The following is a 25760-nucleotide window of genomic DNA, read 5'->3' on the forward strand; positions in this document are numbered from 1 at the left end:
AACCGGAAAAAGGGCCAAGGCACCGGTTTGTTTTTACCCGCATCATCAGACGTCCATGCGCCGAACGCCGCGATGGACTCAGCTTCCAAGCTGTGGTTGCGTGCGGTGAGCGGGCGTCGAGCCGGCCAGGGAGGAAGCGCGAGCCGTGCAGGGCTTGTTCATCGTTGTCATCGCGATCGCTTATGTGACGCTTCTGTTCGCCATCGCCAGCCTTGGCGACCGCCGCTCGGCCAGCTCCGGGCCCGGTCGCGCACGTCCGTTCATCTACGCGCTCAGCCTGGCCATCTATTGCACCTCCTGGACGTTTTTCGGTTCTGTCGGCCTGTCTTCCGAGCGCGGCCTGGAGTTCCTCGGCATCTATACCGGCCCGGTGCTGGTGTTCGTGTTCGGTTTTCCCTTGCTCAACCGTCTCGTGCGGCTGGCCAAGACCGAGAAGATCACCTCGATCGCCGACTTCCTCGGCGCGCGCTATGGCAAGAGCTTCACCGTGGCCGCCATCGCCACGCTGATCGCGACCATCGGCGCGGTGCCCTATATCGCGCTGCAGCTGAAGGCGATCTCCGGTTCCGTCAGCCTGATGGTCGAGCATTACACCGGCTCGCCGCCCTCGTTCGATCCTTTCGTCAGCGACATCTCGCTGGTGGTCGCCATGCTGCTGGCGCTGTTCGCGGTGCTGTTCGGCACGCGCCACGCCGACGCCACCGAGCACCAGGACGGGCTGGTGCTGGCGGTGGCGGTCGAAACCGTGGTCAAGCTTGCCGCCTTCCTGGCGATCGGCCTGATGGTCACTTTCCTGATCTTCGGCGGGCCCGGCGACATGTTCGGCAAGCTGGCCGAAAACGGCCAGGTGCGGCAGGCGATGAGCTATTCGACGTCACTCGCCACCTGGCTGGTGCTGACCTGCCTGAGTGGCTTCGCCATCATCCTTCTGCCCCGGCAATTCTACGTCACCATCGTCGAGAACCGCAGCGAGGCGGAACTGCGCACCGCGACATGGGTGTTTCCGCTCTATCTGGTGACGATCAACCTGTTCGTGCTGCCGATCGCCTTCGCCGGACTGTCGCTGGTCGGCACGAAGACGAGCAGCGACCTATATGTGCTGTCGCTGCCCTTGTTCGGCGGTCACGATTTCCTGGCCATGGCTGCCTTCATCGGCGGCCTGTCGGCGGCCACCGCCATGGTCATCGTCGAGAGCGTGGCGCTGTCGATCATGATCTCCAACGACCTCATCATCCCGCTGTTCGTGCGGCGGCTGCTGAGGACGACGTCTTCCGAAAACGAGGACTGGTCGACGCTCATCCTCAACGTGCGGCGGGCATCGATCTTCATCATGCTTTTCATCGCCTTCCTCTACTACCGCGAGAGCACCGACAGCGCGCGGCTGTCGTCGATCGGCCTGATGTCGTTCGCGGCGATCGCGCAATTCGCGCCGGCGCTGATCGGCGGGCTGATCTGGCGCGGCGCCAATGGCAGGGGCGCGGCCCTCGGCATGGTCGCCGGCATCCTGATCTGGGGCTACACGCTGCTGTTGCCATCGCTCGTCGCGCCCGAAACCGGCATATTGGTGCATGGCCTGTTCGGCTTCGAAGCGCTGCGGCCGCAGGCGCTGTTCGGCACCGTTGCGGAGCCGTTGAACCACGGCGTGCTGTGGAGCCTGTCGATCAACGCACTGTTTTTCGTACTGGGCTCGCTGTCACGCGCCGCGGTGCCGCTGGAGCGCATCCAGGCGTCGATCTTCGTGCCGCGCGAAGCCGGGCCGATGCCCAGCCTGCGCCGTTTCCGCACCGCCGTCACCGTCAACGACCTGAAGGACACCATCGCGCGCTATCTCGGCGTGCAGCGCACCGAGCGGTCGTTCCAGTCCTTCGAAAAGACCACCAACGTCATCCTGCATGGCAATGAGCAAGCCAGCATGGACGTCATCCGCTTTTCCGAGCAGCTTTTGGCCAGCGCCGTCGGCTCTTCGTCGGCGCGGCTGATCCTGTCGCTGCTGTTTCGCCGCCACGACCGCGAATCCAGGGATGCCTTCCGGCTGCTCGACGACGCCACGGAAGCGTTGCAACACAATCGCGACCTGTTGCAGATCGCGCTCGACCAGATGGAACAGGGCATCACCGTCTTCGACCGGGATTTCCGGCTGATCTGCTGGAACCGCCAGTACCGCGAGCTGTTCGACCTGCCCGACGACATGGGCCAGGTCGGCGTCTCGCTCGACCAGATCCTGCGCCATCTGGCGGAGCGCGGCGATATCCCGACCGACCAGCGGGTGACGATGCTCAACCGGCTGACCAGCTTCGTCAGCCCCTGGCAGATGGAACTGAAGACCAGCGGCCGGATCCTGGAGCTGCGCTCCAACCCGATGCCGGACGGCGGCATCGTCGCCACCTATGCCGACATTTCCGGCCGCGTCGAGCAGGACCTGGCGCTGAAGCGGGCGAACGAGTCGCTGGAACAGCGGGTGAAGACCCGCACCATCGAACTGACCAGGGTCAACGAGGAGTTGACCCGGGTCAACGAGGAACTGGCGCAGGCGCAGATGCTTGCCGAGGAGGCCAATCTGGGCAAGACGCGCTTCCTCGCCGCGGCCGGCCACGACATCCTTCAACCGCTCAACGCCGCCAGGCTCTACTGCTCGTCGCTGATCGAAAAGGCCGGCAAGGGCCCGGCCGGCAAGGCCGCGGTCAACATCGACTCCTCGCTGGAATCGGTCGAGACCATTCTGGGCGCCGTGCTCGACATTTCCCGCCTCGATGCCGGTGCCATGAAACCGGACGACACGGCCTTCAACCTAGACGCATTGCTGCGCCAGATCGGCAATGATTTCCGGCCGCTTGCCGCGGAAAAGCAACTCAAGCTGACGATCATGCCCTCGTCGCTGACAGTGATGACGGATCGCAACCTGTTGCGCCGCCTGATCCAGAACCTCGTTTCCAATGCCATCAAATACACACGTCACGGCCGCATCCTGGTTGGCGTGCGGCGGCGCGGCGAACTGGCGGAAATCCAGGTGATCGACACTGGCATCGGCATTGCCGGCGACAAGCTGAACACGGTGTTTCGCGAATTCACCCGGCTGGACGAAGGCGCGCGCGAGGCCGAAGGCCTCGGCCTCGGCCTTTCGATCGTCGATCGCATCGCGCGGGTGCTGAGGCTTGAGATCCGTATTTTCTCCAATCCGGGCAAGGGCACGCGCTTTTCCGTCATCCTGCCGGTGGCGGCCGTGCAGGAACCGAAACGCGAGGTCGAAACCAGGGCGCCGGCCCGCGCGGCGGCTTCGCTGGCCGGACTGAGCGTGCTGTGTATCGACAACGACGCCCGCATCCTCGAAGGCATGCGGCTGCTGCTCGAAGGCTGGGGCTGCGCCGTCGAGACCGTGTCCGGCACAACGAACCTGGATATCGCGATCCGCCGCCCGGACATTGTCCTTGCCGACTATCATCTCGATGGCGAAACCGGCCTCGACGCCATCGTCGGGCTGCGAGCGATCCACGGCGACGACCTGCCCGCCGTGCTGGTCACCGCCGACCGTTCCAACGAGGTACGCACGGCGGCGGCCGGGCTCGACGTCCCGGTGATCAACAAGCCGCTCAAACCGGCCGTGCTGCGCTCGATGATGGCCAGGGTCAGGCCGCTGGCGCCGGCGGCGGAGTAACTGTCAGATCTGCTTCATTTCGGCCCCGCCGACGGCGCCCAGGCTTCGAGATAGGCGCAAAACATGTCGGCCATCGCATCGGCATGGCTTCTATCTCTGCCGACGGGCGAGGCGTTTCCGAAAAACTGGTCGCCGGGCCGACATCCGCATAACCATCCGCCAGGTTCGGGCGCTCAGCTCACCGGCTGCAGCGGATCGCTGCCGATCTTGGACAGCAGGATCACCGCCTGGGTGCGGCTGTCGACGCCGAGCTTCTGCAATATCGCCGAGACATGCGCCTTGATCGTCGCCTCTGAGACGCCGAGCTCATAGGCGATCTGCTTGTTGAGAAGGCCTTCCGCCAGCATGCCGAGCACGCGGGTTTGCTGCGGCGTGAGCGCCTGCAAGCGCTTGATCAGGTCCGATATTTCGGGATCGCGCTCGACACCGAGATCGATGCCGGCCGGTGCCGCGATATCGCCCGCAAGGACCGATCGCACGGCGTCGCGGATTTCCTCCATGCTGGCCGATTTGGAGATGAAACCGGACGCGCCGAGGTCGAGCGCGCGCCGGATGGTCGCCGGGTCGTCATGGGCGGAGACCACCACCAGCGGCGCCGCCGGATGGATGCCGCGCAACGAGATCAGGCCGGAAAGGCCGCTCGCGCCCGGCATCGACAGGTCGAGCAGCACCAGATCGACCTCCTCGTTGGCCACGACCAGCGCCTTGGCGCTTTCGAAATCGCCGGCTTCGTGAATAGCGGTGACATTGCCGATGCCGGCAAGCGCTTCGCGCAACGCACCGCGAAACAGCGGGTGATCGTCGGCGATGACGAAAGAATAGCCTGATGGCAAATATCCCTCCCCGGATCCCTTGATGGTCTTCTGTTTTCTCGGGACCTGATGCAACGATTATGAGGCGCTTCGCGCTGTTTTCAAGCAGCAAAGCCGGCGCACCGGATTTCCCCAGACGGCCTGTCTTCAGGTCTTCTGCGAGTTGGGTTTGGCGCCGTCGCCGCTGTCCTTGTCCATATCCTTGACGATGCCCATGAAGCCCTTCAGGAAACGCTCCATGTAGCTCATCGTCTTGTTGAAATCCTCCTCGCTCGGCAATGTCGATTCGAGGCGGGCCGAGAGCGAATTCTCGAGCCTGGTGACGCGCTCGTCCATGGCTTTCATCGAAGTTTGCAGGCGATCGACCTCGTCCTGGAAGGCAGCGCGTTCATCGGCCGCCATCTTGCAGACGAGTTGGCCGGAACGCTCCTCGCAGATCGACATCGCGCCCGTCTGCGTGTCCATGCGGACATAGCCGTTGGCGGATTTCTCCAGACGATAGCGGTCGGTCTCCTCGGAAAAGGCGGACGCCGCGACCAGCGAAACGAGCGCGGCGGGGATCAAGATGTGCTGCAGACGCATGTTGTCCTCCATGGCCAAAGCCTGAGATATCGCATGTTTGCGCCGGAAATGGGGAAGACGCTTGGCACGGCCTTCCCCGCACGGCTGGTTCGGACTATAGCGCAACCATGTCTCAGATTATCTACAAGATAACCCCGGAAGGGCCCTGGCGCGAGGCCGAAGCGAACGGCCGCTTCACCGGTGCGCCGATCGATGTCGCCGACGGCTTCATCCATTTCTCCACGGCGGCACAGGTCAAAGAGACGGCGGCGAAGCATTTTGCCGGCCAGGCGGGGCTTCTGCTGGTCGCCATCGACGGGACCAGCCTGGGCGATGCGCTAAAATACGAAGCCTCGCGCGGCGGCGCGCTGTTTCCGCACCTCTACGGCGTGCTCGACCTGAAAGCCGTGCTGTGGGTCCGGCCGCTGCCGCTCGGCGCCGACGGCACCCACCAGTTCCCGGCGCTGGAGGCCGAATGAGCGTGCTCGACCGGATTGGCCAGAAGCTGCTCTTCACGTTCGACCCGGAAACCGCGCATGGCCTGTCGATCGCGGCGCTGCGCTGTGGCCTGCCGGTCGGCGCACGGACGGCGCGAGATGCGCGGCTGAAGGTCAGCCTCTGCGGCCTCGATTTCCCCAATCCGCTCGGCATGGCTGCCGGTTACGACAAGAATGCCGAGGTGCCCGATGCGCTTCTCGGCCTCGGCTTCGGCTTTGCCGAGGTCGGCACGGTGACGCCGCTGCCGCAGCCTGGCAATCCGAAGCCGCGCATCTTCCGGTTGCCGGCGGATGAAGCGGTGATCAACCGGCTCGGCTTCAACAATGAAGGCCATGCGGCCGCCGAGAAACGCCTGGTCGGCCGCAAAGGGCGCCCCGGCATCGTCGGCGTCAACATCGGCGCCAATAAGGACAGCGCCGACCGCGTCGGTGACTATGAGCGCGGCGTCATCCGCTTCGCGCCCTACGCCAGCTATCTCACCGTCAATATTTCCTCGCCCAATACGCCCGGCCTGCGCACCATGCAGGCGCGCGAACAGCTTGGCGAGCTCCTGTCGCGCGTCATGGCCGCGCGCGCGGCGGCGGCAAGGCAGCCGCCGGTGTTTCTCAAGATTGCGCCGGACCTGGTCGAAGCCGAGCTGGAAGACATCGCCGCCGAGGTCACCCAGAAGGCCATAGACGGCATCATCGTCTCCAACACCACCATTTCTCGCCCGGCGCTACGCTCCAGCGGCGCGGCAAGCGAGACCGGCGGGCTTTCCGGCCGGCCATTATTCGAGCGCTCGACCATCGTGCTGGCCCGTATGCGCAGGCTGCTGGGGCCGGACGTGGCCATCATCGGCGTGGGTGGGGTCAACTCCGCCGAAACGGCGCTGGAGAAGATCCGCGCCGGCGCCGATCTCGTCCAGCTTTACACCGGCATGATCTATGCCGGGCCGGCGCTGCCGGGACGCATCGCCGCCGGCATGGCGCGTTTCGCCGACACGGAACGGCTCAACTCCATCAGCGATTTGCGCGACCGCCATCTCGACCAATGGGCTTCAAGGCCGCTCAACTGAATGCCGTCCGCAGCCGCAACCGCAGGATGGCCAGCAGGCTGAGGCCACGCACCAGCAGGAAGACATGCAATGCCGCCCACAGCCCATGATTGCCGAAAGCGGGCGCCAGCGTAATCAGCGCGGCGGCGAAGGCCAGGAAAGACAAAAGCATCATGTTGCGCATGTCGCGCGACCAGGTCGCGCCGATGAAGACGCCGTCCATCTGGAAAGCCAGCACGCCGCTCAGTGCGGTGAAGGCCGCCCAGGGCAGGTAGGTGTCGGCCACCGAGCGGACTTCCTGCGACGTTGTAACGACGGCAACCAGATTGGCACCGGCCAGCAGAAGCACCAGGGTTGCGGCGCCCGCCAATCCGAACCCCCAGAACAGGGTCAACCGCACCGCGCGCCGGAACGGGTGCTCAGCCCGCGCACCGACGGCGCGGCCGGCGAGCTGTTCCGCGGCGGTGGCGAAACCGTCGAGGAAATAGCCTGCGACGAGGAAAAAATTCATCAGCACGGCGTTGGCGGCCAGCGTAACCGTGCCGAATTGCGCACCCTGGCGGGTGAACAGCCCAAAGGCGGCAAGCAGCGAGAACGAGCGGATCATGATATCGCGGTTGAGCGACAGCATGCGCAGGAACGCGCTCATGTCGAGCAGGCGTTGGCGTGGCACGGGCGGGCTTGCACTGAACCGCCTGATGACGATGGCGAGGCCAAGCAACATGGCCAGGAATTCGCCGGTGACGGTTGCCCATGCGACGCCGGCGACGCCCCAGCCAAGCTCCAGCCCAAGCAGGATGCAGAGCGCGATGTTGATGCCGTTCAGCACCAGCTGCAGCACCAACCCGAGCCCGCCCTCGCCTCGGCCGAGGACATAGCCGAGAATGGCGTAGTTGATCAGCGAGAAAGGTGCCGCGAGCAATCTGATGCCGATATAGACGCCCATCGCCTCGCTGACGCGCGGTCCGGCATCCATGAACCACCGCCCGCCGGCCGCGATCAGCGGCGAAAGCGCAGCCAGCACGATGCCGGCGACAACAGCGATCAGCACCGCGCGCCAGAACACCGCCTGTTCCTCCAGCGCGTCGTTGCGCCCGAAAGCCTGGGCGACCAGACCGGTGGTGCCGGAGCGCAGGAAATTGAAGGTGGTGAAGACGACGTCGAAGACCAGTGCGCCTGCCGCCAGGCCGCCAAGCAAGGCGGCGTCGCCGAGCTGTCCGACAACAGCCGTATCGACCATGCCGAGCAGCGGCGTCGTCAGGTAGGCGAGCGTCATCGGCACGGCGATGACGAGCACCGTGCGGTTGGTCACGACAAAGGATCCGGGAACGATTGGGGATCCGGCGTCGGCTGGGATTGCACCCTTCTCCAAAGAATTGCTGCCTTGCTGATTGCGGCTTGATCGAACAGCCGGTGTGCCCCATTTTCCGGCCACCGCGCAATCCACCCTTGCCATGGCGGCCAACCGAAATTCCGGTCTGGCGCGAGCCGCCGGATCCGGTCCATGTCCCTCCAGATCGTCCATCATCCCGACTACGACGCCGGCTTCGCCGTCAACCATCGCTTTCCGATGAGCAAATATCCGCTGCTGATGGAGGCCTTGCGCGCACGCGGACTGGCCATGCAGGGGGCGCTCAGCATGCCGGAAGCGGCACCCGCACCATGGCTGAAGCGTGCCCATGCGGCTGACTATGTCGACCAGGTCATCAGCTGTTCGGTGCCGGAAAAGATCGAACGCGAGATCGGCTTTCCGGTCGGCCCGCGCGTCTCGCTGCGCGCCCAACTCGCCACCGGCGGCACCGTGCTGGCGGCCCGGCTGGCCTTGCGCCACGGCATTGCCTGCAACACCGCCGGCGGCAGCCATCATGCGCGGCGCGCGCAAGGCGCGGGCTTCTGCACCTTCAACGACGTCGCCGTCGCTTCGCTGGTGCTGCTTGCCGAAGGCGCGGCGCGGAACATACTCGTGGTCGATCTGGATGTGCATCAGGGCGACGGCACGGCGGACATCCTGGCCGGCGATCCGCGCGTGTTCACCTTCTCCATGCATGGCGAGCACAACTATCCCGCGCGCAAGATCGCCTCCGACCTCGATGTCGCACTGCCCGACGGCACGGGCGATGCCGCCTATCTCGAAAGGCTGATCGCCATCTTGCCGGAGCTGTCCGCCCATGCGCGCTGGGACATCGTTTTCTACAATGCCGGCGTCGACGTCCATGTCGAGGACCGGCTCGGCAGGCTGGCGCTTTCAAACGACGGGCTTCGTGCCCGCGACGCCATGGTCATCGGTCACTTCCGCTCGCGCGGCATCGCGCTATGCGGCGTCATCGGCGGCGGCTATTCTACCGACGTGGCCGCGCTCGCGGCGCGCCACGCCATTCTGTTCGAGGCGGCGGCGGACTACGCCTGACCGCTATTTCCTGTAGTTGGCGATTCTGAGCAGGATGAACGCCGGAACCACGATCGCCGCACCCAGCAGAATATAACCCAGGAAGCGGTCGATGGCATGGAAGCCCAGATTCCAGAGATCCAGGAAGAATTTGCGGATGCCATAGAGCACGTCCATCGGCGACCAGCCGAAGGCGGTCATGACGAGGCCGACGAGGAACGACACCACCAGCAACTTCAGGAGTACCCTGAGCGGGGTGTCGCCGAGAAAGCGCGTCAATGCGGACAAGACCTGTCTCCGGCTCTGATCGCCCGACTCGGCGACAGGATCAGAAATACGCACTTGGCCGCCCCGCTTCAAGCCGGGCGGGCCAAGGCTCTGAACCTGGCTGACAAAGCCTATGACGGCCGGTCCGGCGGTGCCGCCGGCTTTTCATGATAGGAATTTTTTCCTTGACGGGGTGAAGGCAACTATGCTAGATATTTGGCTATGGTGCTGAGTTGCGCCAGGGACCCGCCGCACAGGCGGGTTTATCCGTTCAAGGCTCCGTCAACAGCGCGCCGTCGAAGGCTCCGAAGGAACTCGTTAACGCGGATCGTGCCCTGGTACCAAGCCGGCGACCATAGGCGCATGGCAGGCGAGCAGCCGGCGGCGGCTGATCGCGGCCGGCTTATCTGTTTTCTAACCAATTGCCGCTATGCCATTCCTGGAGCGGGAGCCAGGCTTTGATGGAAGCGGAAAAAATCGGCGCGCGCCGCGCGGTCATGCTTTCGGTTGTCGTGCCGTGCTATAACGAGCGGGACGGCGTGGCTGAGCTTCACCGACGCGTCACCGCCGCTTGCCTGGCGCAAAACCCTTCCTACGAGATCGTGCTCGTCATCGACGGGGCGACCGACGGCACCCGCGAGGCCGTTTTCGAACTGGCGCAAAAGGACGACCATGTCGTCGCCATCGACCTTGCCCGCAACTATGGCCACCAGATCGCGCTGAGCGCGGGGCTGGAGTTCTGCCGGGGCCAGCGCATCCTCATTCTCGATGCCGATCTCCAGGATCCGCCTGAACTGCTCGGCGCGATGATGGCGAAGATGGATGAAGGCTTCGATGTCGTTTACGGTCAAAGGGCCAAGCGTGATGGCGAAGGCTGGTTCAAGCTGGCTTCCGCGTCGATGTTCTACCGGCTGCTGCGCCGGATGGTCGACGTCGAGATCGCGCCGGACACCGGTGATTTCAGGCTGATGAGCCGCCGCGCCCTCGACCATCTGAACGCCATGCCGGAGCGCTACAGGTTCATTCGCGGCATGGTGAGCTGGATCGGGCTGAGACAGGCCGCCTTCTCCTATGAGCGGCAACGGCGTTTCGCCGGCGCCACCCACTATCCGCTCAAGAAGATGGTTCTCCTGGCTGTCGATGCGATGACCAGCTTTTCCATCGCGCCGTTGCGGTTTGCCTCGCTTCTGGGAATGCTTTCCGGCGCGCTGGGAATGGTCGTGCTCGGCTATACGCTGCTCGAATGGTCGCTGGGAAACGTGCTGCCGGGCTGGACCAGCCTTGCCGCGATCATGCTGATCCTGGGCAGTGTTCAGCTTCTGGTGCTCGGCATATTCGGCGAATATCTCGGCCGGATGTACATGGAGACGAAGCGGCGGCCGCTCTATTTCGTCAACGAGATCGTTTCGCGAAGCGATGTGGCCCTCGAAAACCAGGACCTGCCTGTCCACCGCCTCCAGGAAATGGTGAAGAGAGCCGCGCGTGGCTAAGGCGACGATCGACCGGCCGCAACGGGATCTCTCGACCGGAACGAACGCGAAATGGCCGGGGGCCGCGACATGAACCAAGCCAGGGCAATCGCGATGGCTACGCCGTCGCTCGAAGACGCACAGCGCAGCAGGCTGTTGTTCTGTCTTTTCTGCGCCTGCACCATTGCCTACGTGCTGATGAGGCATGCCAACTCCCTCCTTCTGGATCCTGACAGCTGGTGGCAGGTGAAGGTCGGGCTGGATTTCCTGGCGAACCGGACATTTCCGACTGTCGACCCCTATTCCTATACCTTCGCCGGCCAGCCCTGGATCGCCAAGGAATGGCTGGGGCAGGTGCTTCTGGCGCTCGCCTATGGCGCCGGTGGCTGGAATGGCGTCGTCACGCTGATCATCGCCACGATCGGCCTGACAGTCTTCCTGATGGGATGGTTCCTCAGCGCATGGCTGAAGCCGGTGTTAGCGGTGGTGCTGGCTTTCGTCGCGGCTTTCCTTGTCGCCCCGATCTATACGGCGCGCCCCCACGTCTTCACTTTGCCGATCATCATCATTTGGACGGCAATGCTGTTTCGCGCGGCGCAGGAGGACAGAGCGCCATCCCCGTGGCTGCTCGCGCTCGTCGTGTTGTGGGCGAACCTGCATGCCACATTCACCTTGAGCTTCGTCATCGCCGGCTTTGCCGGTCTGTATCTCCTGTCGCGCATAGGCCTGTCGAAACCGGTTCTCCTGGCGAAATGGGTCGCGTTCGGCCTGCTCTGCCCAGTGGTCAGCCTGGTCCATCCCTATGGCGTCAAGGCCATCCTGGCGACGCTTACCGTCGCCTATGGCAATGAAGCGGTGCCGCTTATCCTGGAGTGGCGGCCCTTCAACGCCCAGGAAGAGCTCGTCAAGGAAGCCGTGATGCTGCTGGCGCTTTTCGGGCTGTTGGTGTCACGGCTGCGGATTGGCTGGGCCAAGGCACTGTTCATCCTCTTCACCTTGCATGCCTATCTCAGTCACCAGCGGTTCATGTATCTGTTCTTCCTTCTGGTTCCGCTGGTGATCATGGCTGAGGTCGCACAGCAATATCCCGCACTTTCAGCCGCGACCTGGCTGGCGCAAAAGCGCGACGGATTGGAAAATTTCTTCGCCAGGCATTACTACGCAATCTCAGGCGCGGTGGCCGTCCTGCTGATCGGCGCGGTCTCGGTCCTCGGCAGCGTCCAACAGATCGCGCCGAGCCCGAAGACGTCCGCCAGCGGAGCACTCGCCTTCGCAAGGGATCAGCACCTGTCCGGCAACGTGCTGAATTCCTACAATTTCGGCGGCACGCTGATCTTCCACGGGATCAAGACCTACATCGACGGCAGGACGGACCAGCTGTTCCTGGACGGGTTCACGAAAGCCGACGACGCGACCGGACACAGTGACGGCAAACCACTGCTCGAGGCCCGGCTGAAGAAATACGCCATAGGCTGGGCGCTGCTGGCGGCCGGCGACACCCGCATTCCCTTCTTCGAGGAATTGGGCTGGAAGCGGGCCTACGCGGACGAATACGCCGTGATCTACCTGCCCGGCGCCTGATCCGCGGCGCCAGCCCAAACCGGCTTCGGCCCTCCAGCATTCGCCTTGACACCGATGTTGCGGTGCAGCAAATTGCACCGGAGAGGACGAACAAAGTGGGATCGAGAATCAAGGCTTTCTCGCATCGCGGCAATGCCGCCGCATGGGCCGGTGAACCGGGTGCGCCACGACTGCCGCCGGCCATGGCGCGCGAACCGGCCGCATGAACTACAGACGCGACATCGACGGCCTGCGGGCCATAGCGGTGCTGCCTGTCGTCCTCTTTCATTTCGGCTTGTCCGCCATCCCAGGCGGCTTCACCGGCGTCGACATCTTCTTCGTCATATCGGGCTATCTGATCAGCGGCAGCCTGCTCGACGATCTCGAACGCGGCCAGTTTTCGATCGGCCGCTTCTATTGGCGCCGCGCTCGGCGCATCCTGCCGGCGCTGACCTTCGTCATCGTGCTCGCAGGCACTGCCGCCTGGTTCATCCTTTTGCCATCGGACCTGCACGAATTCAGCCTCAGCGTCATCGCGGCCTCGACCTTCTGGTCGAACATCTATTTCTGGAAGACGACGAACTATTTCTCGATCGACGCCGAGCTGCGGCCGCTGCTGCACACATGGTCGCTCTCGGTCGAAGAGCAATATTACATCTTCGCGCCGATACTGGTGTACCTGATCTATCGCTATGCCTCGAAACGCTGGCTGACGATATTGCTGCCGATCGCGATCGGCAGTTTCGTCTTGGCGGTCATGGCGACCTCGATGGCGCCCACGGCGGGTTTCTACCTGTTGCCGACGCGCATCTGGGAACTGGCGCTGGGGGCCATGCTGATGCTGAGAAAGCCGCCGGCACTTGCCAGCCAGCCGGCAATGGAACTGATCGGCCTCGCCGGCTTTGCCATGGTCGCCTTCGGCTTCGTCACGATTTCGGAGAGCGACCCCTTTCCGGGCTACAATGCCTTGTTCCCCTGCATCGGCACCGCGCTGCTCATCTATGCCGGCCACGAAAGGGCGGGCGAACAGGGGCCGGCAACCATCGCCACGCGGGTGTTGCAGTTTCCGCCGCTGGTCTGGATCGGCCTCATTTCCTATTCGCTCTACCTCGTTCATTGGCCGATCAATTCCTTCGTCCATTACGTTTCGCTGAAAGCCATCGGCGTGCCGACGATCATCGCCATGACCGTGGCAAGCTTCGCCCTGGCGGCGTTCTCGTGGAAATATGTCGAGCAGCCGTTTCGGCGGAAACGGGCCTACACCGCACCGCTGCCTATCTTCGCCTTTTCCGCGACGGCAATCGTCCTGCTCTGCGTCGGCGGCGTGGCCGGGGCGCTCGGCAACGGTTTCCCGCAACGCTTCCCGGACTTTTCAACGGAACGGATCCAGGTTGGCGACTGGCGCAACGGCATCTGCTTCAACGAAGGCTCGAACCGGATCGAGGACTGGAACCTTGCCGCCTGCACCCGAACGAGCGGCTTTGCCACCAATGTGCTGTTGTGGGGCGATTCCTTCGCCGCCCACTATGTCTCGGGACTTGAAGCCAACGCCCAGAAAATCCAGGCTAACGTCATCCAATACACCTATGCCGGCTGCCCCCCGGACCTGACCTATTTTTCCTATGCCCGACCTGCCTGTACCAGCTTCAACGAGCGGGCCCTGTCGATCATCCGCGAAGCCAACATTCAGGCCGTGATCCTGAGTGGCCGATGGACCGACTACGAGGTCAGGGGCTTCGGCGGTCTCCAGAAGACGATCGACCGGCTTCGCCAGATGGGCGTCAAGGTCTACGTCATCGGCCAGTCTCCCGAATTCATCGCCGACGTCCAGAAAATCGCCTTCTTCGCAAGACGAGGAGATACCGCGAACATGTCCTGGCCGATGGCCATGGATCCGGACATCAACAAGCGGGTTCTGCCCTTCGTCAAAGGCGCTGACTTCATAGACCCGCTGACCTATCTGTGCGACGCCGCAGGCTGCTCGTATGCCGATGCCGGCAACAAGCAATTTCTCTATTTCGACTATGGTCACTTCTCTTCCGCGGGCGCAGCACTCGCCATCTCGAGATACTGGCCGAGCTTTGCAGCCGGCACCGAGATCGCGAAAGTGAGATAGCAGGCGTGACCGGCATGCGGCGCGCCGGTCGCTGGGACGGTACCGTGTGAAAAGTGAGCCGCTTTGCGATTGCCCGATGGCCAGCCCTCATGGTAACGAGGCTGCTGCGCGGGTATGATGTAATGGTAGCCTGTCAGCTTCCCAAGCTGAACGCGCGGGTTCGATTCCCGCTACCCGCTCCAGTCTACACCGCAAGGGGCTTGCACCCTTGCCAAGCCGCTCCAACTATCGGTTTCGCACGCATTCCGGGAAAACCGCTCCAGCCGTTTTCCCGGTATCGTTTTAGAGCCAAACACTAACCCAGACGCGCCTGCGCCAGCAGCGGACATGGCGGCGACCGCGGCGCCAATAGCTGCGGCAGACCCTGCGCCAGGCGCGGCGGCGCCCATGACGACGGTGCCGGCGATGCCACCGGCGATGCGAGATCTGCTCCACCTCGGCTTGATCGTCTCCTTCGAAGACGGCCGCATCAGCCCTGTCGAGGTCGTCCTTATCGAGTTCGTCAAGGATTCCGTTGCCGTTCGGGACCCCGGCAACTGCTCTGCCAGGCCTGGCCAGGCCTGCAAAAGCAACTGCCCCCGCGACGCCAAGCATTCCAGTAAGAAACAACCGACGTTCCATCAAAATCTCCCGAGTTGTTTATCATCGGCGCATCGTTCCCCGGCTCAAAACGAGCTCCGGCGCGAACGCCGATTGGCCTTTGAACGCACTTACCTGGTTTTTGTTCCGGTCACCCCACTTCGCGCAGGATGAAATCATGCAGCATCTTCGCCGCCGGCGACAGCGCACGGTTCTTCACTGTGATCAGGCTGTAAGGCCGAACCTCGATGTCGAATTCGGTCTGCACGACGTCGATGGCGCCGGCCAGCCCTTCGGGATTCTGGATGAATTTCGCCACCTGGACCGAGACCGGCGCGATGGCGTCGGAGTGCGCGACCATGACCAGGGTGAGGAGCAGCGAACTGGTGTTGAGGATGCGGTCCGGCAGCGCGATGTTGCGGTTCAGGAAATTGCTCTCCATGGCCTGGCGCAGCGGCGAGCCGCCGGACTGGAAAACCCAGTCATAGGCCGCGGTCTCCTCCAACCGAACCGCCTTGCCCTCGGTCAGCGGATGGCCCCGGCGCACGATCAGGCAGGCTTTCTCGACGCCGATCACACGGGACTCGAACAGCCGCGGGTTGAGATCGTCGGGGATGCGCGCGATGATGAAGTCATGGCGCGACGCGATCAACTCGCGCGCCAGCACGTTGGAGGTCTCGACCTGCATGGTGATCTCGATGCGCGGATAGATGCGGCGGATTTCGCGGATCGCCGGCACCGCGAGCTCGATCGCGGGCGCCGTCACCGCACCAAGGAACACCGAGCCGCCCTTGCCCGCCTTGAGTTCGGAGATCTCGCGATCGACCTCGCGCATCTCCAAGAGGATGGAGCGCGCGCGCCTGGCGAGCGCCTTGCCATAGGGCGTCAAGGTGACGCCGCGCGGCAGCCTTTCGCAGAGCGTGACGTCCAGCACGGCTTCCATCTCGGCGATCATGCGCGAGGCCGCCGGCTGTGAGATATTCATGACCTGGGCGGCGGAACTGACCCGGCCGTGATCGTCCAGTGCAACGATCATGCGCATATGGCGCAGGCTGAGGCCGCTGCGCAGCAGGGTCTCGCCGTCACCGGGGAGCACCTCGTAACCTTCTGAAATCCCGCCAGGATTGCGCAACGTTGCCATTGATTTCCCTTCGCTCCCAATGCCCTTGAGTTTAGCGTCAACGTATACCAGTTTCGGTATAGCAATCATCAAAGATCGCATTTGACAGTTATGGCAAAGGGACACACCCTTCGCGCGTCCTGGGGCGTGCCAGTCGATGACGAGGAAAATCGTGTCGATTGAAATCAGTCCCAGGGCCGATTGGGAGGATACCGGAGATCGATAGACGACAGCGGCGCTTGCGCTCCTGCTCGCCTGCGCGGCCCGCGAAGCCCCGAGGTGTCGCGTCCATCAACCAGGGAGAGTAATTGTGAAGATCATCAAGACGCTGGCCGCCGTCGCGGCCCTTGGCATCGCTGCCATGACCTATTCGGCGCACGCCGCCGACAAGGGTCTCGTCGGCGTGCTGATGCCCACCAAGACCTCGCAGCGCTGGATCAACGACGGCGATGCCGTCAAGTCCCAGCTCGAGGCTTTGGGCTATACGGTCGACCTGCAATATGCGCAGGACGACATCCCCAACCAGCTCAGCCAGCTGGAAAACGAAATCACCAAGGGTCCGAAGGCGCTGATCATCGCCTCGATCGACGGCACCACCCTGTCGGATGCGCTGCAGAAGGCCGCTGATGCCGGCGTCGTCGTCGTCGCCTATGACCGCCTGATCAAGAAGACGCCCAATGTCGACTACTACACCACGTTCGACAATTTCGGCGTCGGCGTGATCCAGGCGAATTCGCTGGTCAAGGGCCTCAAGGAGCGCTTCCCGAATACCAAGCCGTGGAACGTCGAACTGTTCGGCGGCTCACCCGACGACAACAACGCCTTCTTCTTCTACAACGGCGCGATTTCCGTCCTGCAGCCGCTGATCGATGACGGTTCGATCAAGATCAAGTCCGGCCAGACCGGCATGGACAAGGTCGGCACGCTGCGCTGGCTCGCCGCCACCGCCCAGGCGCGCATGGACAATCTGCTGTCAGCCAACTATTCGGACGGCAGCCGCGTCGATGGCGTTCTGTCGCCCTATGATGGCCTGTCGCGCGGCATCACCGCCTCGCTGCGCGCTGTCGGTTACGGCACGGAGGCCCAGCCGTGGCCGATCGTGACCGGCCAGGACGCCGAGACCGCCTCGGTCAAGCTGATCATCTCGGGCGAGCAGTACTCGACCGTGTTCAAGGACACCCGCGAACTGGCCAAGGCCACCGTCGAGCTCGTCGACAAGGTGCTCTCGGGCGGCAAGCCGGAAGGCCTCGACACCAAGACCTACAACAACGACGTCAAGGTCGTTCCCTCGATCCTGCTGACGCCGCATGAGGTCGACAAGTCGAACTACCAGGCCCTGGTCGTCGACTCCGGCTACATCAAGGCCGACGAACTGAAGTAAATTCGGTTGTATAGCCAGGGGTCCTGCGCAACGCAGGGCCCCTTTTCGTTCACCAGCGACCCCGGTATTGTTGCGGGTCTCGCAGGAGCACTTTACCCATGGCCTCGACGATTTTGGAGATGCAGGACATCACCAAGACGTTTCCCGGCGTCAAGGCGCTGTCGAACGTCAACCTTCGGGTCGAGGAAGGCGAGATCCACGCCGTGGTCGGCGAGAACGGCGCCGGCAAATCGACGCTCATGAAGGTGCTGTCGGGCGTCTATCCCTCCGGCACCTATGACGGCCAGATCATCTTTCAGGGCCAGGAATGCCAGTTCAAAGGCATTCATGACAGCGAACGCAAGGGCATCGTCATCATCCACCAGGAGCTTGCGCTGGTGCCGATGCTGTCGATCGCCGAAAACATCTTCCTCGGCAACGAACACGCCCGATACGGCGTCATCGACTGGAATGCCAACGAGGCGCGCACCAGCGCCCTGCTGAAGAAGGTGGGCCTCAAGGAGGACCCCAAGACGCTGATCACCAATATCGGTGTCGGCAAGCAGCAGCTGGTCGAAATCGCCAAGGCGCTGAGCAAGGAGGTCAAGCTCCTGATCCTCGACGAGCCGACGGCGTCGCTCAGCGAAAAGGACAGCCAGGCGCTGCTCGACCTTCTGCTCGAATTCAAGCGACAAGGCATGACCTCGATCCTGATCTCGCACAAGCTCAACGAGGTGAACCGGGTCGCCGACAAGGTGACCGTCATCCGCGACGGACGAACCATCGAGACGCTGTCCAGGAAGGACATCTCGGAAGACCGCATCATCACCTCGATGGTCGGCCGTTCGCTCGACGACCGCTATCCGCCGCGCGAGCCCGATATCGGCGAGGTCGTGTTCGAGGTGAAGAACTGGTCGGTCTATCACCCGCTCCATGCCGAGCGGCAGGTGATCAAGGGCATCGACATCAATGTGCGCAAGGGCGAGGTGGTCGGCATTGCCGGGCTGATGGGCGCCGGGCGAACCGAATTCGCCATGAGCCTGTTCGGCCGCTCCTATGGGCGCCGCATCACCGGCGAGGTGCTGCTCAAGGGCAAGCCGATCGACGTCTCCTCTGTGAGCAGGGCGGTCGAACACGGCATTGCCTATGTGACCGAGGATCGCAAGACCTACGGCCTCAATCTCATCGACCATATCAAGCACAACATTACGCTGGCCAATCTCGGCGGCGTGTCGCGCCACAGCGTGATCGACGATTTGCGCGAGCTTGCCGTCGCCAACGACTATCGCAAGCAGACCAACATCCGCGCCTCCAGCGTCTATCAGATGACCGGCAATCTTTCCGGCGGCAACCAGCAGAAGGTGGTGCTGTCGAAATGGCTGTTCGCCGACCCGGAAGTGCTGATCCTGGACGAGCCGACGCGCGGCATCGATGTCGGCGCCAAATATGAAATCTATACGATCATCGCGCGCCTTGCGGCCGAAGGTAAGGCGATCGTGGTCATCTCGTCGGAAATGCCAGAACTGCTCGGCATCACCGACCGCATCTATGTCATGAACGAAGGCCGCATCGTCGGCGAAATGCCCGCGGCGGACGCAAGCCAAGAAAGAATAATGCGCGCCATCGTTCGGGGAGAAGGAAAAGCAGCATGAGCACGGAAAGCGCCCCCGCCCCGCAAAGCAACGTCGCCGAAGATGTAGGGCAGCGTCCACGCATCGCCGTATCGGCGCTGGCGACGAACCTGCGCGAATACGGCCTGATCCTGGCGCTGATCGCCATCATGGTGTTCTTCCAGTTCACCACCTCGGGAACGCTGTTCAAGCCGGTGAACCTGAGCAATCTGGTGCAGCAGAACTCCTTCATCATCGTGATGGCGCTCGGCATGCTGCTGGTCATCGTATCGGGTCATATCGACCTCAGCGTGGGGTCCGTGGCCGGCTTCATCGGCGCGCTGGCGGCGATGATGATGGTGATCTGGCCTCTCGGCATATTCAGCAACCCGCTGGTGGTCTCCATCGTCTGCCTGATCGTGGGCGGCCTCATCGGCGCGGCGCAAGGCTACTGGATCGCCTATCACCGAATACCGAGCTTCATCGTGACGCTGGCCGGCATGCTGATCTTCCGCGGCATCTGCCAGGCGCTGCTCGGCGGCGGATCTTCGGTCGGGCCGCTGCCGCCCGAGTTCAAGGCACTCAGCTCCGGCTTCATTCCAGATGTCATCGGACCGCTGACGCTGATCCCGCCAACGGTGAATGCAGCCGGCAAGACGATTATGGGCAGCGGCCTGACGCTGCACATGACGACGATCGTGCTGGGCCTGATCGCCGTGCTGGCCTATGCCTATTTCGGGCTGCGGACGCGACGCAAACGCGAACGCCACGGCTATGAGGCCGAGCCCTTTACCCTGTTCGTCATCAAGACGCTGGTCGGCAGCGCGCTGGCGCTGTTCCTGGTCTACCAGTTCGCCAGCTATCGGGGCCTGCCGGTGGTGCTGCTCGTCATGGGCCTGCTGATCTCGCTGTTCGTCTTCGTCACCAAGCGCATGACGATCGGCCGCCGCATCTATGCGATGGGCGGCAATGCCAAGGCCGCGCAGCTGTCGGGCATCAAGACCGAGCGCCTGACGCTTTACGTGTTCGTCAATATGGGCGTGCTGTCGGCGCTTGGCGGCCTGATCATCGCGGCACGCCTTGGCCAGGCCGTGCCGGCGGCAGGCCTCGGCAGCGAGCTCGACGTCATCGCCGCGGTGTTCATCGGCGGCGCCTCGGCGATGGGCGGCGTCGGTCAGGTCATCGGCGCGGTGGTCGGCGGCTTCATCATGGGCGTGATGAACAACGGCATGTCGATCATGGGCGTCAATGTCGACTGGCAGCAAGTGGTCAAGGGCCTGGTGCTGCTCGGCGCCGTGATCTTCGACGTCTACAACAAGAACAAGGCCTGAACAGGTTTCAGGCGAGGCAAGCAGGAGGCATACGGTCGCGGCGCTGCCGGCAATTCGCCGGCTTGAAGAAGTCCTTCAGGGACCGGGCTCGCGAGCGCAATCCGGACGACGAGTTCAACCCGCGGCACGGCCAGTCCGAGCCGCGCAGGTCAGGGTTTGCCAGAAGGCAGCCATGCCAAGATATGAGAGAGGACTGATCATGCTGATCTCGCAGATTCTCGACGACGCCGAGACCATCCGTGTCGTTGCACGCACGGGCGGCAAGACCCGGATCATCAACGGCGCACGCAGCGTCTATTCGCTGGCGATGGAAGCCGCTCGTACCGGCGTCGGCCTTGCCGCGTTGATCGAACGCAAGGGGCTCGGCGAGACCGTCGATCTCGACGCCGCCTACAAGAAGGGGCGGCTGCTGTCGCCGATCAATCATCCCGATCCGGCGCATCTGCATCTGACCGGCACGGGGCTAACGCATCTCGGCTCGGCGGCGACGCGCGATTCCATGCACAAGAAGCTCAGCACCGATGGCGAGGAGCAGCTCACCGATTCCATGAAGATGTTCCGCATGGGGCTGGAAGGCGGCAAACCCGCGAAAGGCCAGATCGGGGTGCAGCCGGAATGGTTCTACAAGGGCAATGGCACGATGGCCGTGGCGCCGGGTGCCGCGCTCCTGTCGCCGGCCTTCGCCAAGGATGCCGGCGAGGAGCCCGAGGTTGCCGGCATCTATGTCATCGGCGACGACGGCGCGCCGTTCCGGGTCGGCTTCACGCTGTCCAACGAATTTTCCGACCATGTGACCGAACGCGTGAACTACCTCTTTCTCGCCCATTCCAAGCTGCGCAACGCTTCCTTCGGACCGGAGATCCTGGTCGGCGACCTGCCCGCCGACATCAGGGGCTCCTCACGCATCTGGCGCGACAGCAAGTTGATGTGGGAAAAGCCGTTCCTGTCGGGCGAAGCGAACATGTCGCACACCATCGCCAATCTCGAACACCACCATTTCAAATATTCGGCTTTCCGCCAGCCGGGCGACGTGCATGTGCACATGTTCGGCACCGCGACCCTGTCCTTCGCCGACGGCATCAAGACCGAGGCCGGCGACGTGTTCGAGATCGAGGCCGGCGATTTCGGCCTGCCGCTGCGCAATCCGCTCGAAATCGAACAGCCGGTGAAGGTGGCGGTGAAGGCGCTCTGAGGGTGGCCATCATTTCCTTCTCCCCTGTGGGATCCGAAGGACGGGGCGAGACCCGTGGCTCGCCCCAGGGCAGTGGATCAACGCGCAGCGCCGAGACGGTTGAGGGGTGCTGGCCGGAGTGAGGCGTTGGCGTTCCCTGGAACACCCCTCATCCGACCTCGCTTCGCGAGGCCACCTTCTCCCACAAGGGGAGAAGGTAAGAAGCGTCTCAGATCTCAATAAATATCGAAATCGAAATACTTGTCCTGGATCTTCTTGTAGGTGCCGTCGGCGACGATGGCGTCAATGGCTGCGTTGAGCTTGTCGCGCAGCGCCGTATCCTCGAGGCGCACGGCAATGCCGGCTTCGGTCTCGGTGCCCTTGACGTCGCCGACCATCTTGCAGCAACCGTCGCTCGCCTTCTTCATCCAGTCCATCAGCACGAACTTGTCGGAAAGGACGGCATCGAGGCGGCCGTTCTGGAGATCGGTGATTGCCTCTTCCTGGGTCGGATAGAGCTTCGCTTCGGCGCCGGCCTTGCCATAGACGTCCTGGGCGTAGTTGGCCTGCGTGGTCGCCGCCTGGGCGCCGACCGTCTTGCCGGCGAGTGCCGCCGGTTCGGTCGAGGCGATGTCGCTGTCCTTCAGGGCGACGAGCGACAGCGGCGTCGTATAGTATTTGTGGGTGAACGCGACCTGCTTCTTGCGCTCCTCGGTGATGCTCATCGAAGCGATGATGGCGTCGAATTTCTTGGCCTGCAGCGCCGGGATGATGCCGTCCCAGTCCTGGGTGACGATCTCGCATTCGACCTTCATCTGCGCGCACAAGGCGTTGGCGATGTCGATGTCGAAGCCCTCGACCTTGCCGTCGGGCGTGATGGTGTTGAACGGCGGATAGGCTCCCTCGGTGCCGATCTTGATTTTCTCCGCCGCATGCGCCGACAGGGCGCCGGCACCAAGCGTCAGCATGGCGGCGGCCGCCGCCGATATGATCCATTTCGAAATCTGCATTTTCATTCCCCTTGAGCGCCGCCACGTCGGCGGCCGGCGAGGCAGCCAAGCATGGCGAGCCGGCGCAGGCAAGTATCTTGCCTGACGGTGATGAGCGTTCAGGGCGCGGCGCGAAAGTGCTTGGACAGCTTCAGGCCCTGCGCCTGGTAGTTCGAGCCGAGCTCGGTGCCGTAAAGCGCCTGCGGCCGCTTCAGCATATGCTCGTAGACCAGCCGGCCGACGATCTGGCCATGATCGAGGATGAACGGCACCTCATGGCTGCGCACTTCGAGCACGGCGCGGCTGCCGGTGCCGCCGGCCGCCGAATGGCCGAAACCCGGATCGAAGAAGCCGGCATAGTGGACACGGAACTCGCCCACCAGCGGATCGAAGGGCGTCATTTCGGCCGCGTAGAGCGGCGGCACATGCACCGCTTCCTGGCTGACGAGGATGTAGAACTCGTCCGGATCGAGCACCAGCTCGCCGGCGCCGCTCTTGTGGATCGGCTCCCAGAAGTCGACGATCTCCTGCGCCGCGCGTTTGTCGACATCGACCAGGCCGGTATGGTGCTTGCCGCGATAGCCGACCAGCCCGTCACTGTCGCCGTTGAGATCGATCGACAATGCGATGCCGCCGCCGGAGATGTTTGGCGGTTCGGTGGCGACCAGCATTTCGGCCCGGTGCAATTGATGCAACTCTGCTTCCGAGAGCAGCGCATTGCCGGTGCGGAAGCGTATCTGCGAAAGGCGCGAGCCGGCGCGCACGACGATCGGGAAGGTCCGTGGGCTGACTTCGAGATAGAGCGGACCATGATAGCCGGCGGCGATCTTGTCGAACTCGTGGCCGCGATCGGTCATCACGCGGGTGAAGATATCGAGCCGCCCGGTCGAGCTCTTGGGATTGGCGGACGCCGAAATTTCCGCCGGCAGCGCCAGGCTTTCGAGCAGGGGCACGATGTAGACGCAGCCGGTTTCCAGAACAGCGCCGTCGGCCAGGCTGATCTCGTGCAGCTTCAACCGGTCGAGTTTTTCACTGACCTTATGGTTGGGACCCGGCAGGAAGGACGCGCGCACCCGCCACGCCTTGTCGCCGAGCCTCAGATCAAGGCTGGCCGGCTGGATCTGGTCGGCGTCGAGCGCACGCGACGACTTCAGCGCGCCGGACTGGAACAGCGCCGCAATGTCCTGATCGGGAAGAATTCCTGTCTGCCGCAAAGTCTGGCTCCGCTCTGCTGGTACAAGTCTCTTAATGAAGCCGGCAATTGACGCAAGCGTGGCGCGGGTCTAAAGGGTCGTTATCCCGTGGTGATTTGGCCGGTCGGCTTGCAGCCACGTTAAACAAGTCGCTAAAGGACCGTCGGGCCGCAAGGCCGCATGGACCGGTTGCGACTTTTTCGCGGCCGGTTTTTTTGTGTTTGGATAGGACGATGACGAGCAAGACGCGCAACTGGAAGCCTCAGACCGCACTCGTGCATGGCGGGACTCTGCGTTCCGGCTTCGGTGAAACTTCCGAGGCGATGTACCTGACCCAGGGCTATGTCTATGAAACGGCCCAAGCCGCCGAAGCCCGCTTCAAGGGCGAGGAACCGGGCTTCATCTATTCGCGCTACGCCAATCCGACCGTCGACATGTTCGAGAAGCGCATGTGCGCGCTCGAAGGCGCCGAGGACGCGCGCGCCACCGCGTCCGGCATGGCGGCGGTGACGGCAGCACTCCTGTGCAGCGTCAAGGCCGGCGATCATATCGTTGCGGCGCGCGCCCTGTTCGGCTCCTGCCGCTGGGTGGTCGAGACGCTGGCGCCGCGCTACGGCATCGAGGCGACGCTGGTCGACGGCACCGACATCGCCAATTGGGAAAAGGCGGTTCGGCCCAACACCAAGCTGTTTTTCCTGGAAAGCCCGACCAACCCGACGCTTGAGGTGGTGGACATCGCCGCCGTCGCTTCGCTTGCCAATTCGATCGGCGCGCGGCTGGTCGTGGACAATGTCTTCGCCACGCCGCTGCAGCAGAAGCCGTTGCAGCTCGGCGCGCATATCGTGGTCTATTCGGCGACCAAGCACATCGATGGCCAGGGCCGATGTCTCGGCGGCGTCATTCTGTCGGACAAGAAGTGGATCGACGAGAACCTGCACGATTATTTCCGCCATACCGGCCCCAGCCTGTCGCCGTTCAATGCCTGGACGCTGCTGAAGGGCCTGGAAACGCTGCCGCTGCGCGTGCGCCAGCAGACGGAGAGCGCCGGCAAGATCGCCGATTTCCTGGCCGAGCAGCCGGAGATCGCCCGCGTGATCTATCCCGGGCGCGCCGACCATCCGCAGGCTGACGTCGTGAAGAAGCAGATGTCGGGCGGCTCCACCCTGATCTGCTTTGACGTCAAGGGCGGCAAGCAGGGTGCCTTCGCCTTGCAGAACGCGCTCGACATCGTCCTGATCTCGAACAATCTCGGTGACGCCAAAAGCCTGATCACCCATCCGGCGACGACGACGCACAAGAACCTCAGCGACGAAGCGCGCGCCGAGCTCGGCATCGGACCCGGCACGCTCAGGCTGTCGGTCGGGTTGGAAGATACCGACGATTTGCTGGACGACATCGCGCAGGCGTTGAAGGCCCGATGAGGACTGGTGGCAGACCGAGGATTACAGGCCTGCCGCTTTGCGCAACGCTTCGTTCATGCGCGTCTGCCAGCCATCACCACCGGCCCTGAAACGGTCGACAACATCGGCGTCGAGGCGCAACTGTACCGCACGTTTGGGTCGCGCAAGCGGCGGTCGGCCAACTTTGCGGCGCGAAGCGGCATCGGTCGGCTGCGCATCCGGATCGGCCTCGGCGGCGGCAGTGATCGCAGCATCTTCCTCGTCGGTCCTCGCGCCAAGCGCCTTTTTGGCGAGCCCCAAAGCATCAGCGCGCGACTGCTTTGGGGGAGTAGCCTCGCGGCGCACGATCGTCTTAGAGGTTTTCGACATAGTCCGTAATCTCCTGTCTCGTTGCCTTGCGTAGCGAAATTACGCGGATCGCATGGCTTCGCTCGACATAGACCATCACATAAACGCCAGCCTCGATCAGACCGATGGCAACAAGACGATCCTCGCCAAAATCCTCGCTGTCATCGAGCCGGATAACGGCATTGGCGAAATCGAAGGACGGAGCGATCGCGAAATCCACGCCATGCTTGGCCCTGTTTGTCTTTGCCTTGTTTCATCCCACTCGAACAGCATCGCCGTTGGGGCGCTCCATAGGTTATTTT

The 25760-nt window shown here is 63.3% G+C and carries 22 protein-coding genes, 1 tRNA gene and 1 riboswitch; of the genes, 14 read left to right on the plus strand and 9 right to left on the minus strand.

Features of this window, described 5'->3' with window-relative positions; all coding sequences use genetic code 11:
• The first annotated feature begins 145 nt into the window (after window positions 1-145).
• On the plus strand, window positions 146-3652 hold the full coding sequence (locus tag FJ979_RS07135; protein ID WP_140513281.1) for a PAS domain-containing hybrid sensor histidine kinase/response regulator: 3507 nt from the start codon (window positions 146-148) through the stop codon (window positions 3650-3652).
• 173 nt (window positions 3653-3825) lie between these two features.
• On the opposite strand, the gene FJ979_RS07140 is transcribed toward FJ979_RS07135, so the two are convergent.
• The gene (locus FJ979_RS07140; RefSeq protein ID WP_140513279.1) at window positions 3826-4485 is read right to left on the minus strand and encodes a response regulator transcription factor; all 660 of its coding nucleotides are present in this window, start codon (window positions 4483-4485) and stop codon (window positions 3826-3828) included.
• Window positions 4486-4611: 126 nt separating this feature from the next.
• Window positions 4612-5046, minus strand: a complete 435-nt coding sequence (locus FJ979_RS07145) for a hypothetical protein (protein ID WP_140496589.1) — start codon at window positions 5044-5046, stop codon at window positions 4612-4614.
• 107 nt (window positions 5047-5153) lie between these two features.
• On the opposite strand from FJ979_RS07145, the gene FJ979_RS07150 reads away from it, so the two are divergent.
• Both FJ979_RS07150 and FJ979_RS07155 read left to right on the plus strand, forming a co-directional pair.
• Complete coding sequence (locus FJ979_RS07150; protein ID WP_140496591.1) at window positions 5154-5504, plus strand: DUF952 domain-containing protein; 351 nt, start codon at window positions 5154-5156, stop codon at window positions 5502-5504.
• The gene (locus FJ979_RS07155) at window positions 5501-6580 is read left to right on the plus strand and encodes a quinone-dependent dihydroorotate dehydrogenase (RefSeq protein WP_140580377.1); all 1080 of its coding nucleotides are present in this window, start codon (window positions 5501-5503) and stop codon (window positions 6578-6580) included. The genes FJ979_RS07150 and FJ979_RS07155 overlap by 4 nt, the downstream gene beginning before the upstream one ends.
• Here FJ979_RS07155 and FJ979_RS07160 read toward each other — a convergent pair.
• A complete protein-coding gene (locus FJ979_RS07160; RefSeq protein ID WP_246679288.1) occupies window positions 6573-7835 on the minus strand; it encodes an MATE family efflux transporter in 1263 nt (420 codons plus the stop codon). The genes FJ979_RS07155 and FJ979_RS07160 overlap by 8 nt on opposite strands.
• Window positions 7836-8063: 228 nt before the next feature.
• Here FJ979_RS07160 and FJ979_RS07165 point away from each other — a divergent pair, with 228 nt between their 5' ends.
• Window positions 8064-8966: a histone deacetylase gene (locus FJ979_RS07165; protein ID WP_140564791.1), complete on the plus strand. Its 903-nt coding sequence runs from the start codon at window positions 8064-8066 to the stop codon at window positions 8964-8966.
• 3 nt (window positions 8967-8969) lie between these two features.
• On the opposite strand, the gene FJ979_RS07170 is transcribed toward FJ979_RS07165, so the two are convergent.
• A complete protein-coding gene (locus FJ979_RS07170; protein WP_140496599.1) occupies window positions 8970-9233 on the minus strand; it encodes a DUF6460 domain-containing protein in 264 nt (87 codons plus the stop codon).
• Between the two features lie 440 nt (window positions 9234-9673).
• Here FJ979_RS07170 and FJ979_RS07175 point away from each other — a divergent pair, with 440 nt between their 5' ends.
• From FJ979_RS07175 to FJ979_RS32460, 5 genes are all read left to right on the plus strand, one after another.
• Complete coding sequence (locus FJ979_RS07175) at window positions 9674-10702, plus strand: glycosyltransferase family 2 protein (protein WP_140580381.1); 1029 nt, start codon at window positions 9674-9676, stop codon at window positions 10700-10702.
• Between the two features lie 69 nt (window positions 10703-10771).
• Window positions 10772-12262, plus strand: a complete 1491-nt coding sequence (locus FJ979_RS07180; protein ID WP_140580382.1) for a hypothetical protein — start codon at window positions 10772-10774, stop codon at window positions 12260-12262.
• 202 nt (window positions 12263-12464) lie between these two features.
• Complete coding sequence (locus FJ979_RS07185) at window positions 12465-14357, plus strand: acyltransferase family protein (protein ID WP_140580384.1); 1893 nt, start codon at window positions 12465-12467, stop codon at window positions 14355-14357.
• Between the two features lie 108 nt (window positions 14358-14465).
• Window positions 14466-14539 (plus strand) — tRNA-Gly (locus tag FJ979_RS07190).
• A gap of 205 nt (window positions 14540-14744) precedes the next feature.
• Complete coding sequence (locus tag FJ979_RS32460) at window positions 14745-15110, plus strand: hypothetical protein (protein WP_140649375.1); 366 nt, start codon at window positions 14745-14747, stop codon at window positions 15108-15110.
• On the opposite strand, the gene FJ979_RS07200 is transcribed toward FJ979_RS32460, so the two are convergent.
• Window positions 15088-16077: a LysR family transcriptional regulator gene (locus tag FJ979_RS07200; protein WP_140513261.1), complete on the minus strand. Its 990-nt coding sequence runs from the start codon at window positions 16075-16077 to the stop codon at window positions 15088-15090. The genes FJ979_RS32460 and FJ979_RS07200 overlap by 23 nt on opposite strands.
• A gap of 289 nt (window positions 16078-16366) precedes the next feature.
• Between FJ979_RS07200 and chvE the strand changes: the two genes are divergently transcribed.
• From chvE to araD1, 4 genes are all read left to right on the plus strand, one after another.
• A complete protein-coding gene (chvE, locus tag FJ979_RS07205; RefSeq protein WP_140496611.1) occupies window positions 16367-17437 on the plus strand; it encodes a multiple monosaccharide ABC transporter substrate-binding protein in 1071 nt (356 codons plus the stop codon).
• A 98-nt stretch (window positions 17438-17535) separates the two neighbouring features.
• The gene (mmsA, locus tag FJ979_RS07210; protein ID WP_140496613.1) at window positions 17536-19068 is read left to right on the plus strand and encodes a multiple monosaccharide ABC transporter ATP-binding protein; all 1533 of its coding nucleotides are present in this window, start codon (window positions 17536-17538) and stop codon (window positions 19066-19068) included.
• Window positions 19065-20357: a multiple monosaccharide ABC transporter permease gene (gene mmsB / locus FJ979_RS07215; RefSeq protein ID WP_140496616.1), complete on the plus strand. Its 1293-nt coding sequence runs from the start codon at window positions 19065-19067 to the stop codon at window positions 20355-20357. Before mmsA ends, mmsB begins: the two co-directional genes overlap by 4 nt.
• 199 nt (window positions 20358-20556) lie before the next feature.
• The gene (gene araD1 / locus FJ979_RS07220) at window positions 20557-21549 is read left to right on the plus strand and encodes an AraD1 family protein (RefSeq protein ID WP_140496620.1); all 993 of its coding nucleotides are present in this window, start codon (window positions 20557-20559) and stop codon (window positions 21547-21549) included.
• A 215-nt stretch (window positions 21550-21764) separates the two neighbouring features.
• Here araD1 and FJ979_RS07225 read toward each other — a convergent pair whose 3' ends face one another.
• Complete coding sequence (locus FJ979_RS07225; RefSeq protein WP_140523972.1) at window positions 21765-22538, minus strand: ABC transporter substrate-binding protein; 774 nt, start codon at window positions 22536-22538, stop codon at window positions 21765-21767.
• A gap of 98 nt (window positions 22539-22636) precedes the next feature.
• Window positions 22637-23731: a 2'-deoxycytidine 5'-triphosphate deaminase gene (locus FJ979_RS07230; protein WP_140496624.1), complete on the minus strand. Its 1095-nt coding sequence runs from the start codon at window positions 23729-23731 to the stop codon at window positions 22637-22639.
• 77 nt (window positions 23732-23808) lie between these two features.
• A riboswitch (SAM riboswitch) is annotated at window positions 23809-23886 on the plus strand.
• A gap of 57 nt (window positions 23887-23943) precedes the next feature.
• Between FJ979_RS07230 and FJ979_RS07235 the strand changes: the two genes are divergently transcribed.
• Window positions 23944-25131 (plus strand): O-succinylhomoserine sulfhydrylase, encoded by a 1188-nt coding sequence (locus FJ979_RS07235; RefSeq protein ID WP_140560866.1) that lies wholly within the window; start codon window positions 23944-23946, stop codon window positions 25129-25131.
• A gap of 21 nt (window positions 25132-25152) precedes the next feature.
• On the opposite strand, the gene FJ979_RS07240 is transcribed toward FJ979_RS07235, so the two are convergent.
• Together FJ979_RS07240 and FJ979_RS07245 are read right to left on the minus strand one after the other, a co-directional pair.
• Window positions 25153-25479, minus strand: a complete 327-nt coding sequence (locus FJ979_RS07240) for a BrnA antitoxin family protein (protein ID WP_140580386.1) — start codon at window positions 25477-25479, stop codon at window positions 25153-25155.
• Complete coding sequence (locus tag FJ979_RS07245; protein ID WP_140496630.1) at window positions 25463-25678, minus strand: BrnT family toxin; 216 nt, start codon at window positions 25676-25678, stop codon at window positions 25463-25465. The genes FJ979_RS07240 and FJ979_RS07245 overlap by 17 nt, the downstream gene beginning before the upstream one ends.
• Between the last annotated feature and the right edge of the window lie 82 nt (window positions 25679-25760).

Source organism: Mesorhizobium sp. B1-1-6 (assembly GCF_006443035.1).
Classification (GTDB): Bacteria; Pseudomonadota; Alphaproteobacteria; order Rhizobiales; family Rhizobiaceae; genus Mesorhizobium.

Excerpts from the sequence above, each read along its gene's own strand:
- FJ979_RS07145 (WP_140496589.1), bottom strand. The coding sequence starts at position 5,046 with ATGCGTCTGCAGCACATCTTGATCCCCGCCGCGCTCGTTTCGCTGGTC.
- FJ979_RS07150 (WP_140496591.1), top strand. The coding sequence starts at position 5,154 with ATGTCTCAGATTATCTACAAGATAACCCCGGAAGGGCCCTGGCGCGAG.
- FJ979_RS07155 (WP_140580377.1), top strand. The coding sequence starts at position 5,501 with ATGAGCGTGCTCGACCGGATTGGCCAGAAGCTGCTCTTCACGTTCGAC.
- FJ979_RS07160 (WP_246679288.1), bottom strand. The coding sequence starts at position 7,835 with ATGACGCTCGCCTACCTGACGACGCCGCTGCTCGGCATGGTCGATACG.
- FJ979_RS07165 (WP_140564791.1), top strand. The coding sequence starts at position 8,064 with ATGTCCCTCCAGATCGTCCATCATCCCGACTACGACGCCGGCTTCGCC.
- FJ979_RS07175 (WP_140580381.1), top strand. The coding sequence starts at position 9,674 with ATGGAAGCGGAAAAAATCGGCGCGCGCCGCGCGGTCATGCTTTCGGTT.
- FJ979_RS07180 (WP_140580382.1), top strand. The coding sequence starts at position 10,772 with ATGAACCAAGCCAGGGCAATCGCGATGGCTACGCCGTCGCTCGAAGAC.
- FJ979_RS07185 (WP_140580384.1), top strand. The coding sequence starts at position 12,465 with ATGAACTACAGACGCGACATCGACGGCCTGCGGGCCATAGCGGTGCTG.
- FJ979_RS32460 (WP_140649375.1), top strand. The coding sequence starts at position 14,745 with ATGACGACGGTGCCGGCGATGCCACCGGCGATGCGAGATCTGCTCCAC.
- FJ979_RS07200 (WP_140513261.1), bottom strand. The coding sequence starts at position 16,077 with ATGGCAACGTTGCGCAATCCTGGCGGGATTTCAGAAGGTTACGAGGTG.
- mmsA (WP_140496613.1), top strand. The coding sequence starts at position 17,536 with ATGGCCTCGACGATTTTGGAGATGCAGGACATCACCAAGACGTTTCCC.
- mmsB (WP_140496616.1), top strand. The coding sequence starts at position 19,065 with ATGAGCACGGAAAGCGCCCCCGCCCCGCAAAGCAACGTCGCCGAAGAT.
- araD1 (WP_140496620.1), top strand. The coding sequence starts at position 20,557 with ATGCTGATCTCGCAGATTCTCGACGACGCCGAGACCATCCGTGTCGTT.
- FJ979_RS07225 (WP_140523972.1), bottom strand. The coding sequence starts at position 22,538 with ATGCAGATTTCGAAATGGATCATATCGGCGGCGGCCGCCGCCATGCTG.
- FJ979_RS07235 (WP_140560866.1), top strand. The coding sequence starts at position 23,944 with ATGACGAGCAAGACGCGCAACTGGAAGCCTCAGACCGCACTCGTGCAT.
- FJ979_RS07240 (WP_140580386.1), bottom strand. The coding sequence starts at position 25,479 with ATGTCGAAAACCTCTAAGACGATCGTGCGCCGCGAGGCTACTCCCCCA.